The sequence below is a fragment of the Escherichia sp. MOD1-EC6021 genome, from assembly GCF_002965245.1.
GTDB lineage: Bacteria > Pseudomonadota > Gammaproteobacteria > Enterobacterales > Enterobacteriaceae > Escherichia > Escherichia coli_F.
The window spans coordinates 65,625-78,277 of the sequence record NZ_PTRU01000003.1 but is presented as its reverse complement, the minus strand read 5'-3'; the positions used below and the strand labels follow the sequence as shown (position 1 = coordinate 78,277).

Annotated in this window: 13 protein-coding genes; 7 read left to right on the top strand and 6 right to left on the bottom strand. The window is 49.7% G+C overall.

The features are described from left to right. Positions 1-23 precede the first annotated feature (23 nt). Positions 24-560: a DNA-binding transcriptional regulator RcdA gene (gene rcdA, locus BEB54_RS04740; RefSeq protein WP_001295289.1), complete on the bottom strand. Its 537-nt coding sequence runs from the start codon at positions 558-560 to the stop codon at positions 24-26. Positions 561-643: 83 nt separating this feature from the next. Here rcdA and BEB54_RS04735 point away from each other — a divergent pair, with 83 nt between their 5' ends. The 3 genes from BEB54_RS04735 (at position 644) to ybjH (ending at position 3,037) form a co-directional block, all read left to right on the top strand. Further along, positions 644-1,852 (top strand): MFS transporter, encoded by a 1,209-nt coding sequence (locus BEB54_RS04735; protein WP_105277057.1) that lies wholly within the window; start codon positions 644-646, stop codon positions 1,850-1,852. Then, complete coding sequence (gene ybjI / locus BEB54_RS04730; RefSeq protein WP_001353328.1) at positions 1,852-2,667, top strand: 5-amino-6-(5-phospho-D-ribitylamino)uracil phosphatase; 816 nt, start codon at positions 1,852-1,854, stop codon at positions 2,665-2,667. The genes BEB54_RS04735 and ybjI overlap by 1 nt, the downstream gene beginning before the upstream one ends. 85 nt (positions 2,668-2,752) lie before the next feature. Then, a complete protein-coding gene (gene ybjH / locus BEB54_RS04725) occupies positions 2,753-3,037 on the top strand; it encodes a protein YbjH (RefSeq protein WP_000605480.1) in 285 nt (94 codons plus the stop codon). A gap of 40 nt (positions 3,038-3,077) precedes the next feature. Here the strand turns inward: ybjH and mdfA are convergent, their stop codons facing one another. Then, on the bottom strand, positions 3,078-4,310 hold the full coding sequence (gene mdfA / locus BEB54_RS04720; protein WP_088541635.1) for a multidrug efflux MFS transporter MdfA: 1,233 nt from the start codon (positions 4,308-4,310) through the stop codon (positions 3,078-3,080). A 285-nt stretch (positions 4,311-4,595) separates the two neighbouring features. Here mdfA and ybjG point away from each other — a divergent pair, with 285 nt between their 5' ends. Beyond that, a complete protein-coding gene (ybjG, locus tag BEB54_RS04715; protein ID WP_105277056.1) occupies positions 4,596-5,192 on the top strand; it encodes an undecaprenyl-diphosphate phosphatase in 597 nt (198 codons plus the stop codon). Positions 5,193-5,249: 57 nt separating this feature from the next. Further along, positions 5,250-6,008, top strand: coding sequence for a DNA-binding transcriptional repressor DeoR (gene deoR, locus BEB54_RS04710; protein ID WP_000450117.1), 759 nt, complete (start codon positions 5,250-5,252; stop codon positions 6,006-6,008). Positions 6,009-6,055: 47 nt separating this feature from the next. Here the strand turns inward: deoR and dacC are convergent, their stop codons facing one another. Next, the gene (dacC, locus tag BEB54_RS04705; RefSeq protein ID WP_000195961.1) at positions 6,056-7,258 is read right to left on the bottom strand and encodes a serine-type D-Ala-D-Ala carboxypeptidase; all 1,203 of its coding nucleotides are present in this window, start codon (positions 7,256-7,258) and stop codon (positions 6,056-6,058) included. A gap of 246 nt (positions 7,259-7,504) precedes the next feature. On the opposite strand from dacC, the gene gstB reads away from it, so the two are divergent. Next, a complete protein-coding gene (gene gstB / locus BEB54_RS04700) occupies positions 7,505-8,131 on the top strand; it encodes a glutathione S-transferase GstB (RefSeq protein ID WP_000631897.1) in 627 nt (208 codons plus the stop codon). Here gstB and yliI read toward each other — a convergent pair. After that, positions 8,128-9,243, bottom strand: a complete 1,116-nt coding sequence (gene yliI, locus BEB54_RS04695; RefSeq protein ID WP_105277055.1) for an aldose sugar dehydrogenase YliI — start codon at positions 9,241-9,243, stop codon at positions 8,128-8,130. The genes gstB and yliI overlap by 4 nt on opposite strands. A 110-nt stretch (positions 9,244-9,353) precedes the next feature. Continuing rightward, a complete protein-coding gene (bssR, locus tag BEB54_RS04690) occupies positions 9,354-9,737 on the bottom strand; it encodes a biofilm formation regulator BssR (RefSeq protein ID WP_000497137.1) in 384 nt (127 codons plus the stop codon). Between the two features lie 212 nt (positions 9,738-9,949). On the opposite strand from bssR, the gene rimO reads away from it, so the two are divergent. Beyond that, positions 9,950-11,275, top strand: coding sequence for a 30S ribosomal protein S12 methylthiotransferase RimO (gene rimO / locus BEB54_RS04685; protein ID WP_000049367.1), 1,326 nt, complete (start codon positions 9,950-9,952; stop codon positions 11,273-11,275). A gap of 46 nt (positions 11,276-11,321) precedes the next feature. Here the strand turns inward: rimO and BEB54_RS04680 are convergent, their stop codons facing one another. Next, positions 11,322-12,650, bottom strand: a complete 1,329-nt coding sequence (locus BEB54_RS04680) for a GGDEF domain-containing protein (RefSeq protein WP_105282141.1) — start codon at positions 12,648-12,650, stop codon at positions 11,322-11,324. Positions 12,651-12,653: the final 3 nt, after the last annotated feature.

Genomic DNA, 12,653 nt, shown 5'->3' with positions numbered 1-12,653 from the left:
TTTTGTTATCTAAAATTTATCTACTACCCTGCAACCCTCTCAACCATCCTCAAAATCTCCTCGCGCGATAGCGGCTTACGGTCGGTGACAAAATGCAGCGTCATCCCCTCAATAAACGCATCAAGCGCGCGGGCGGTTCCGGGTTCAAACCATTGTTCGAGCGTTTGCTGACTGCGCTGCATCCAGTTTTGCATTACCGTTTTTAATAGCGGTTTTCGGCTAGCCAGCGCGTAGAGCTGGTACATCAGCTCCATGTTATCCGGCGTTGCAACCTGTGAGCTGTAGATCATATCGGTGATAGCCTGGCATGCGCCCGGAGCATCACTAACATCGCTAAAAAATGCCTGATATTGCCGGGACATGATCTCAGTAAAACTGCTGAACGCCTCCAGCAACAACTCATCAATTCCTGAAAAATAGTAGGTCATCGACCCCAACGGTACCCCGGCAAGGGTAGCAATTTTGCGGTGCGTAACGGCATGTATTCCGTAAAGTTTCACCGCCTCCAGCGTGGCCTGGATAATTTTTTCTCGCCGTTGCGGATCGTTAGCGCGACGCATGTCATTTCCTCTCTCTGCAATTGTGTACAAATGTACACAACCTTGCTAATGTTGTCTTCCCTCTTCTTATTTTGACGTGATCTATGACCGTAAATTCTTCACGTAATGCATTGAAACGCCGAACCTGGGCGCTGTTTATGTTCTTCTTTTTGCCGGGCCTGTTAATGGCGTCCTGGGCAACTCGTACACCTGCTATCCGCGATATTCTTTCTGTTTCGATCGCTGAAATGGGCGGAGTCCTCTTTGGTCTGTCGATCGGTTCAATGAGCGGTATTCTCTGCTCGGCGTGGTTAGTGAAACGCTTTGGGACGCGTAATGTCATCCTGGTCACGATGTCCTGCGCATTGCTCGGGATGATGATATTAAGCCTGGCGCTCTGGCTGACATCGCCCGTGCTCTTTGCCGTTGGTCTCGGCGTCTTTGGGGCTAGTTTTGGTTCTGCAGAAGTGGCGATAAACGTTGAGGGTGCCGCCGTTGAGCGAGAAATGAATAAAACGGTTTTACCGATGATGCACGGTTTTTATAGCCTGGGCACGCTGGCAGGCGCTGGTGTCGGGATGGCACTGACGGCCTTTGGCGTTCCGGCAACGGTGCATATTTTATTGGCGGCGCTGGTAGGCATCGCGCCTATTTATATCGCCATTCAGGCAATCCCTGACGGTACGGGCAAAAATGCTGCCGATGGCACCCAGCATGGTGAAAAAGGCGTACCTTTTTATCGGGATATCCAGTTGCTGCTGATTGGTGTTGTGGTACTGGCGATGGCCTTTGCCGAAGGTTCTGCCAACGACTGGTTACCCTTATTAATGGTTGACGGTCACGGTTTTAGCCCTACTTCCGGCTCGCTGATTTATGCCGGTTTTACCCTGGGGATGACTGTTGGACGCTTTACCGGCGGTTGGTTCATCGACCGTTATAGTCGCGTTGCCGTGGTTCGGGCCAGTGCACTGATGGGAGCGTTGGGTATTGGGCTGATTATTTTTGTCGATAGCGCCTGGGTCGCTGGGGTGTCTGTTGTACTTTGGGGACTGGGTGCCTCGCTGGGCTTCCCGCTGACCATTTCTGCCGCCAGCGATACCGGACCCGATGCACCAACCCGCGTCAGCGTAGTGGCAACGACCGGTTATCTGGCTTTCCTCGTCGGGCCTCCGCTACTGGGCTATCTCGGCGAACATTATGGATTACGTAGTGCAATGTTGGTTGTACTGGCGCTGGTTATTCTTGCGGCTATTGTCGCGAAAGCCGTCGCCAAACCCGATACCCAAACGCAGACGGCGATGGAGAATAGTTGATGAGCATTAAATTAATTGCGGTAGACATGGATGGTACTTTCTTAAGCGATCAAAAAACCTATAACCGTGAGCGGTTTATGGCTCAGTATCAGCAGATGAAAGCACAAGGCATTCGCTTTGTGGTCGCCAGCGGGAATCAATATTATCAGTTGATCTCTTTCTTCCCTGAAATTGCTAATGAAATTGCCTTTGTGGCAGAAAACGGCGGTTGGGTAGTGAGCGAAGGCAAAGATGTTTTTAATGGCGAGCTGTCGAAGGATGCGTTTGCTACTGTCGTGGAACATTTGCTGACGCGCCCGGAAGTGGAAATTATTGCCTGCGGAAAAAATAGCGCCTATACCCTCAAAAAATATGACGATGCCATGAAAACGGTGGCGGAAATGTATTATCACCGTCTGGAATACGTCGATAACTTTGATAATTTAGAAGATATCTTCTTTAAGTTTGGCCTGAATCTTTCCGATGAACTGATTCCACAAGTGCAAAAAGCATTACATGAGACCATCGGCGATATTATGGTGCCGGTCCACACCGGCAACGGCAGCATCGATCTGATTATCCCCGGCGTACATAAAGCGAATGGCCTGCGCCAACTTCAGAAATTATGGGGAATAGACGACAGCGAAGTGGTGGTCTTCGGCGATGGTGGTAACGATATTGAGATGCTGCGTCAGGCAGGCTTTAGTTTTGCGATGGAAAATGCCGGCAGCGCGGTCGTCGCAGCGGCAAAATACCGGGCAGGCTCCAATAATCATGAAGGTGTACTGGATGTGATCGATAAAGTTCTTAAACACGAAGCGCCTTTTGATCAATAAAAACGGTAGCACGCCCGGCAACACAAAGCCTGAATGCAGGCTGCATAATTCGCGGAAATTAACCCGCTGCATTATTTCAGGCGAAATGATTATGAAAAATTGTCTACTGTTGGGCGCGCTTTTAATGGGCTTTACTGGTGTGGCGATGGCGCAAAGTGTCACCGTCGATGTGCCGAGTGGATACAAAGTGGTTGTGGTTCCTGATTCAGTCAGCGTTCCACAAGCAGTCAGCGTCGCGACTGTGCCGCAAACCGTCTATGTGGCTCCTGCGCCAGCTCCGGCTTACCGCCCGCATCCGTATGTTCGCCATCTTGCCAGCGTAGGTGAAGGGATGGTTATCGAACACCAGATTGATGACCATCACCATTAATTTGAAAATGCCTGATTGCTTTGCGCAACCAGGCATTTTTTTACCCTTCGTGCGAATTACCCATCTGTTTATCTTTTAAAAAGATAACCATCAGCAGCAGCCACAAAATCCCGTTGGCAAGGTTGAAGAGATTAAACAGGCCGTTGCCCCCATTCAGCCAGGCATGTTTGCTGATTTCAATACCGACGGTAAAAATAAGCATTTGCAACATTCCCATCGCCGCAGAAACCGTACCTTTACTCATATCGCTGGCAAACAGGGTCAATCGCACCAATCCCGCATTCGCCAGGCCAATACCGAAAGCATAAATACTTAACCCGGCGGTCATCCACAAATACGCGTGCGATGAGATAACCGTTGCCGCAGCAGCGACCAACAGGCCAATCATAATCGGCCAGCCGCCCATAATAATCAATGAACGTACGGTGCGGCGCGAGGTCAGACGCGCTAGCAGCAAGTTACCCGCAATTAATGCCCCGAAAATAGGCACTTGCAGCAAGCCATATTCATAGCTACTCAACTGCTCGCCGGTAATGATGATAATCGGCGACTGGGCGATCCACGCCAGCAACGGCAGGCTAACGAATCCCAGCGCCAGTGCCCCTGCCACAAAGCGACCGTTCTTCAGCACCAGCTTATAGTCACGACCGAGTTCTTTCAGCGACAGTTTCTCGCCTATACGCGTCGCGGTTTCAGGCATGGCTCGTTGCAGACCGAAAAAGGAGATCGCTGCCAATGCGGCAAACAAAACAAACATCCCCTCCCAGGGCAGCACATGGATCCACGCCGCGCCCACCAGCGGACCAAGTAGCGGAGCAATCAGCGCCACGTTCGCCATCAGCGCGGTGATCTTGATACAAACCGCCTCTTCGAAGGACTCCTGAATTGCGGCGTAACCCACAGCGCCAATGAAACAGAGGCTTATGCCCTGCAAGAAGCGCAACAGCGTGAATTGTTCAATGTTTTGCGCCAGTAATATCGCCAGACAAGTGATGATAAACCACACTACTCCCGCCAGCATCACCGGACGGCGACCAATACGATCCGACAGTGGTCCCAGCAGCCACTGTAAAAACATCCCGCCCGCCAGATACGCGGTCATCGAAGTAGGAACCCAATCAATGCCCGCCTGATATTGTTCCACCACGGCCAACATACCGGGTTGAATCATATCGTTGCCGATATAGGTTGAAAATTCGTAAAGCACCAGACAGAGAGGGAAAAGTAACGCCTGACGTCCAAGCCTGGCACCGGAAGCTAATCTATTTTGCATGCAATTTCTTCGCCAATAATAATCGCGCAAAGTTTAATAAAAGCGCAGCTAACGAGAAAGCGAATTTTGTAGCTGAAACTTCGGTTAAGCACATTCTTACATTATTGCGAGTATAGCTACGCTTTCTTTAAGTTTTATTTAACCTATGCTCGTTACAATCAGCCACCGTAAACAGGGCCGCTTGAGGGAAATAAGACGATGCCGCTTTACCCAGTTTAACCTGCACTTTATTCTCAACGACTTGCCTGTATTGGCTCCCTTTTAATCACTTTGCGTCGGGAAGTTATGCTGGAAAATTTGAATCTCTCTCTATTCTCTCTTATTAACGCGACGCCAGACTCTGCGCCGTGGATGATCTCGTTGGCGATTTTTATTGCTAAAGATTTGATTACCGTGGTGCCGCTGCTGGCCGCAGTACTTTGGTTGTGGGGGCTTACAGCACAACGGCAACTGGTGATAAAAATCGCAATCGCGCTAGTCGTCAGCCTGTTAGTGTCCTGGACGATGGGGCATCTTTTCCCACACGACCGACCCTTTGTCGAGAATATCGGCTATAACTTCCTGCATCATGCGGCGGATGACTCATTCCCGAGCGATCACGGTACGGTGATTTTCACCTTTGCACTGGCATTTTTATGCTGGCATCGCCTGTGGTCCGGCTCACTTTTAATGGTGCTGGCCGTCGTCATTGCCTGGTCGCGCGTTTATCTTGGCGTCCACTGGCCGCTGGATATGCTCGGTGGATTGCTGGCAGGTATGATTGGCTGCCTTAGCGCCCAGATTATCTGGCAAGCGATGGGGCATAAACTCTATCAACGTCTGCAATCGTGGTATCGTTTCTGTTTTGCATTACCGATCCGCAAAGGCTGGGTGCGTGACTGATCTCTGCTAAAAAGTGTAGTATTGAGCGGCTCGCTTCAATAACTATTCAGAGGGATTATGGAAACACGTCGCGAAGAGCGTATCGGGCAGCTGCTGCAAGAATTAAAACGCAGCGATAAGTTACATCTTAAAGACGCCGCCGCCCTGCTTGGGGTTTCGGAGATGACGATTCGTCGCGATCTGAATAACCACAGCGCCCCCGTCGTTTTGCTTGGCGGCTATATTGTTCTGGAACCGCGCAGCGCCAGCCATTATCTGTTAAGCGATCAAAAATCCCGTCTGGTAGAGGAAAAACGCCGGGCGGCAAAACTGGCTGCGACGCTGGTAGAACCCGATCAGACCCTCTTTTTTGACTGTGGCACCACCACACCGTGGATTATTGAAGCGATTGATAATGAAATCCCTTTTACCGCCATTTGTTATTCGCTAAATACCTTTCTGGCACTGAAAGAGAAACCTCATTGCCGCGCGTTTCTTTGCGGTGGTGAATTTCACGCCAGCAACGCCATTTTCAAACCCATCGATTTTCAGCAAACGCTGAATAATTTTTGCCCGGATATCGCTTTTTATTCCGCGGCGGGGGTGCATGTCAGTAAGGGCGCTACCTGTTTTAATCTTGAAGAGTTGCCGGTAAAACACTGGGCCATGTCGATGGCGCAAAAGCATGTGCTGGTTGTCGACCACAGTAAATTTGGCAAGGTGCGTCCGGCGCGCATGGGTGACCTGAAACGCTTTGACATTGTGGTGAGCGATTGTTGCCCGGAAGATGAGTATGTGAAGTACGCGCAGACGCAGCGTATTAAGTTGATGTATTAATGATGCATAACCGGATGACGTTTCCACGCCATCCGGTTATCACAAAATCAAGAGAACCAGCTGCCGAACCACTGATGGAATTTCATCATCACGAAATCCCACATCCGACCAAAGAATCCACCCTCTTCCACATTTTCCATCACGATCAGCGGGCGCTGTTCAATGGATTTACCGTTAAGCTGGAAATCAATGGTGCCGACAACCTGACCTTTTTTCAGCGGTGCGGTAAGCTGCGGTTCCGTTAACGTATAACTCGCTTTCAGGTTTTTCAGCTGCCCACGCGGTATGGTCACGGATCCCGCTTCGCCTGCCCCGAGATTCACTTCGCTCTTATCACCAAACCAGACGCGCTGAGTCACAAAGGTGGCATCAGGTTTAATTGGCGTCACGGTTTCAAAGAAGCGGAAACCCCAGGTCAATAATTTCTCAGACTCATTAAAACGGATACGGTCAGTTTTCGCCCCCAGCACTACGGAGATTAAACGCATATCGCCCTGGGTAGCCGAAGCAACCAGATTATATCCCGCGCCTGCCGTGGTTCCTGTCTTCATGCCATCAACATTCAGATTGCTGCTCCATAGCAGACGGTTACGGTTAGGCTGACGAATTTTGTTGAAGGTGAACTCTTTCTCTTTATGAATGGCGTACTCTTCTGGCACATCGTGAATCAGTGCTTTACCCAGCAATGCCATATCGCGCGCGGTACTGAACTGCCCCGGCGCATCCAGACCGTGCACCGTCTGGAAGGTCGTGTTGGTCAGCCCCAGTTTTTTGGCATAACCATTCATCAAACCAATAAATGACTCCTGGCTCCCGGCAACGTAATCAGCCAGCGCAATACAGGCGTCATTACCGGACTGGATAATCACGCCTTTGTTCAAGTCTGCCACCGAAACCTGATCGCCTGGTTTGAGGAACATTACCGACGAACCACGCAGTGCCGGGTTTCCCGTCGCCCAGGCATCTTTACCGACCGTCACCATATCGGTGAGTTTAATCTTATCGGCCTTAAGCGCCTGCCCAACCACATAGCTGGTCATGATTTTAGTCAGGCTCGCGGGGTCCAGTTTCTCATCCGCATTGCCTTCTGCCAGCACTTTACCGCTGGCGTAATCCATTAAAATCCATGCACGCGCATCCACGCTCGGCGCTTCAACGGTTTGTTCCGCCGCGAATGCCGTTGGGGCAAAAAGGAATAAAAATGCAGAACCCGCTGCAAGACCACGAAGGAGAGAGGAGTATTGCGTCATAAATGCCACCCGAGTATCCATTCAAAAAAAATACGTTATATCGCCGTATGATAAGTTCGGTGATTAATAACGCACACACAAACTTAAAGAAACCGTAAGTTGGTAAAGTTTTTAAAGTTTATGCAATATCCTGCCGCTTCGCTGCTTCTGCCGTCATTTTTTTGCCAGCTGTTGCTTAAAAGTTAACTTTACTTCACCATCAAAGTCCTGTTCAGCCTGTGGCTGCCTGTCGGAAAAGGAGTAAGTATGATTACGCTGTGGGGTCGGAATAATTCAACCAACGTAAAAAAAGTATTGCTGACGCTCGAAGAACTGGAACTACCTTATGAGCAAATTCTCGCGGGCCGTGAGTTTGGGGTAAACCACGATGCTGATTTTCTGGCGATGAACCCTAACGGGCTGGTGCCGTTATTGCGTGACGACGAAAGTGATCTCATTCTTTGGGAATCAAACGCCATTGTCCGCTATCTGGCGGCACAGTATGGGCAAAACCGCCTGTGGATCGACTCACCGGCACGCCGTGCAGAAGCGGAAAAATGGATGGACTGGGCAAACCAGACGCTCAGTAATGCCCATCGCGGGATCCTGATGGGATTAGTCAGAACACCACCGGAAGAGCGCGATCAGGCCGCCATTGATGCCAGTTGCAAAGAGTGCGACGCCCTGTTTGCCCTGCTCGATGCGGAACTGGCAAAAGTAAAATGGTTCTCTGGCGACGAGTTTGGTGTGGGCGATATCGCTATCGCTCCGTTCATCTACAATTTATTTAACGTTGGCCTGACCTGGACACCGCGTCCAAATCTGCAACGCTGGTATCAGCAACTCACTGAACGCCCCGCAGTGCGCAAAGTGGTGATGATCCCCGTTAGCTAATTGCGTGGGCTAACTTTAAGTAATTCCCCACTGGACTCGTCGGTGAGAACGTATAAATAACCGTCGGGTCCAGTGCGAACATCACGAATTCGCTGCCCTCTGTCCGTTAAAATACGGCCATCTTCTGTCACTTTGTCGCCGTTGACGCTCATCACAATGACATCTTTATCTTTCAGCGCGCCAATAAATAATTTTTGCTGCCACTGGGGGAATTTATCGCTGTTATAGAAGGCCATGCCGCTCACGGCGGGCGAATCTTTCCAGTAAAAAATAGGTTGCTCGGTCCCGGCGACGATCTCCCCTTTCGCTTCCGGTATTTTAAAGCCTGAATAATTGATTCCCCAGGTTGCCAGCGGCCAGCCGTAGTTTTTGCCTTTTTGCGGGATATTAATTTCATCACCACCGCGTGGGCCATGTTCATTCAGCCACAGTGCATTACTCCACGGATTCATCGCCATTCCTTGCGGGTTACGAATACCATAAGACCAGATCTCGGCGCGTGCATCGGATCTCCTGGCAAAAGGATTATCATCCGGGATCTCGCCCTGGTCAGTAAGACGCACCAGTTTGCCCTGTAATTTATCCAGATCCTGCGCCGTCGGGCGCTGATTGTTTTCGCCCAGAGCAATAAAAAGATAACCTTTACCGTCGAATACCAGCCGCCCGCCAAAATGGTTGCCGGTAGACAGTTTTGGCATCTGGCGAAAGACGGTGCGGAAGTCGGTCACTTTTGAGAGATCATCACTTAAGCGGCCATAACCCACAGCAGTTCCGGCTTTGCCATCATCGCCAACTTCGGAATAACTTAACCAGATGCGGCGCGACTGGGCAAAATCAGGCGCTAAAGCCACGTCCAGCAGACCGCCCTGCCCGTGCGCCCAAACTTCCGGCACTCCGGAAAGCGGCGCAGATAATCCTTTTCCTGCTTGCCAGTGACGCAACTCGCCGCCGCGCAGAGTGATTAACATACCGTGATTATCGGGTAAAAAGGCCAGCGCCCAGGGGTGATCGAGTTTGTCTTGCAGTACTTCGACATTTACCGTTGCAGGAGCTGCCCAGAGAGCAGAAGAAAGACAGATAAGGGGCACAAGGAAAAAGGATTGTCTCTGCATAACGCCTCCAGATTGACTCTGGCTTAAAGCGTAGTCAGTGGAGGAGATAACAAATTCATTTTTACAAAAACTTAAACATGAAGGGGGAGACGCTTTCTCCCCCTTAGTTTTCAGGCCTTCTCAAGCATGGCGTGCTTCTGCAGGCTCTGGATACTCAGCGTTAAGCTCATCAGACAATTTTCAAGCTTATCGGCGTTGACGGTAATAACAGTCGGGCAATCATGGTGCCCACTCATCAAACATACTGCGGCTGTCGCTAATGCTTCTTCAGCATGATGAAGAGCACTCCACTCTTCCTGATCCAGATGAAGATTCAACCGCAGCGATTTATCGTGCAGTTCGCGATTCAGTTTAAAAAAGTTATCTCGTAGATGATTGCTTTCGCTGACGGACATGTATCCTTTTGCCTTCCTCAGTTGCACGTATGCAGCGAGGTCAACGCGTGCGTCGATCAACCGGTTCAGCAGATCGATTCGCTGTCTGTCAACGAACATACTTCGATCCTCCTCTTTCCAGCCTTGTTGCAATTAAATAGTATGGCTATTTATTGAGCAAAATGCTGTCCAGGATCAATTCTTCACGCCGAATTAACAAAATTTACATTTCCTTCGCCTCCGCCAGCGAATGAGATTGCGATACAAATTTTATCCAGAACTCTGTAGAATCCCTGCCCTGACCTTTCCTGTAACTGAATATTTTTTAAGCTATGAGCAAAGTAACTCCCCAGCCGAAAATCGGCTTTGTTTCCCTTGGCTGTCCAAAAAACCTTGTCGATTCAGAGCGAATTCTCACCGAACTACGCACCGAAGGTTATGACGTGGTACCGAGCTATGACGATGCGGACATGGTGATCGTCAATACCTGCGGCTTTATTGACAGCGCGGTACAAGAATCACTGGAAGCCATTGGCGAAGCGTTGAATGAAAACGGCAAGGTAATTGTGACCGGTTGTCTGGGGGCGAAAGAAGATCAGATCCGCGAAGTCCACCCGAAAGTGCTGGAAATCACCGGGCCTCATAGCTATGAGCAGGTTCTTGAGCACGTTCATCACTACGTACCAAAACCGAAACACAACCCATTCCTGAGCCTGGTGCCAGAACAAGGTGTGAAACTGACGCCGCGTCATTATGCCTATCTGAAAATTTCTGAAGGCTGTAACCACCGCTGCACCTTCTGCATTATTCCGTCTATGCGCGGCGATCTGGTGAGCCGTCCGATTGGCGAAGTGTTAAGTGAAGCGAAACGTCTGGTTGATGCGGGCGTTAAAGAGATTCTGGTGATCTCGCAGGATACATCCGCCTATGGCGTCGATGTTAAACATCGTACTGGCTTCCACAACGGCGAGCCGGTAAAAACCAGCATGGTCAGCCTGTGTGAACAGTTATCGAAACTGGGGATCTGGACACGTCTGCACTACGTTTACCCTTATCCACACGTGGACGACGTCATCCCACTGATGGCGGAAGGCAAAATCCTGCCGTATCTGGATATCCCGTTGCAACACGCCAGCCCGCGCATTCTCAAACTGATGAAGCGTCCGGGTTCTGTAGATCGCCAACTGGCGCGCATCAAACAGTGGCGCGAAATCTGCCCGGAACTGACCCTGCGCTCAACCTTTATTGTCGGCTTCCCTGGCGAGACGGAAGAAGATTTCCAGATGCTACTCGATTTCCTGAAAGAAGCACGTCTGGATCGCGTTGGCTGCTTTAAATACAGCCCGGTTGAAGGCGCAGATGCCAATGCCCTGCCTGACCAGGTTCCGGAAGAAGTGAAAGAAGAACGCTGGAACCGTTTCATGCAGCTACAGCAGCAGATTTCCGCCGAGCGCCTGCAAGAGAAAGTGGGCCGTGAAATTCTGGTGATTATCGACGAAGTGGACGAAGAAGGTGCGATTGGCCGCAGCATGGCAGATGCACCAGAAATCGACGGCGCGGTTTATCTCAATGGTGAAACTAACGTTAAGCCGGGTGATATCCTGCGAGTGAAAGTCGAGCACGCCGATGAGTACGATTTGTGGGGTAGCCGGGTTTAATTAATTCAGGCAGGGCAACATCATTTGCCCTGCCTGCTAATAATGATTACTGCCAGCTAATCTGCGCCCTGCCGTTTTTCTTACTCTTATACAGCCGCTCATCCGCCAGCATTTTCAAACGTTCAACGGTGGTACATTCATTTGAATGCGCTACGCCGATACTGGTGCTCAAGTTAATACTCCCCACCTGGAAATGGACGATTTCTTTTAGAATCGATAGCAACTCCTCCAGCGTTCCGCCAGTATAAATCACCGCAAATTCGTCACCGCCGAAGCGGTAGACTTTACCTTTATCTACCGGGATCTGTGATTTAAGGATTTTCACCACTTTCATCAACACTTCATCGCCCAGCAAATGACCGAAGGTGTCGTTAATGTTTTTGAATTTATCGACATCAAAAAGACACAGATAGCCCCCTTTTTCCGGCAGGGCTTTTAAATCTTCATCAAAGGATTTTCTGCCCATTGCTTTGGTCAGGTCGTCCAGAAACGCCGAGTTATACATACTGTAGAGTTTTTTGACATCGGCAGCCGAGAAGAAAAGCCCACCGTCCAGGACGCGTTCAAAATGGTTATTAATAATGGCTTCTTTCTCCACAATGCCACGATTAATCACTCTGCGCACCAGATAAAGGCAGCTAGCACCCGATATCAATGCCACCAATGCAGCAAAGAAAATAATCAACATACATACCTGAAAATAAACGTCTTTTTTATACGAAAATACGTACAATCCGGTCGGCAAATAGGCGAAGTGCTCCATTGCTTCCGAAACGGTGAAGATGGCGTTTTTAGCATTATATTCATCACCGGTCACCGGTTTACCGTTCTTAAACAGAGAGAACATCAGGTTCTCGCTATCCATCGCCAGCGATTTTGACAGTAAAGAAAAACGCTCCAGACCAAGCAAAAATATCAGACTGCGATTGTGAGTTACCGGATAGAGGTAATAGACGAAGGTTTTACCGTCAAAAGAGATAAACCCTGTATTTTTGACATGTCGATACTTAACAACCTGCATAATATCTGCACAATAATTTTTCTCGAACTCCTTTACCTGAATACATTCGTCACTGGAAATCAGATAAGGACCGACATCGTACAAATAAGAGGGTGAAACCGAGTCGGCGTAAGCTGTGCGCAAGCCAACCAACAGCTGTTCCTCCGTGGGATTTAGCGTGTTGATGAGATCAATTGCCACGCTACGCCGATATTCAGCAATATTTGCCACCGCAAAAGCAGTATCAATAACGGACTGTTTCAGGCCATACACCCGTTCCTTTACCATTTGAGTGTAGATCCCGCAGGCAACTGCTGAAATCATGATAAAAATCAGCAGACTGACTGTAAGTACGAACTTATTGATTCTGGACATACG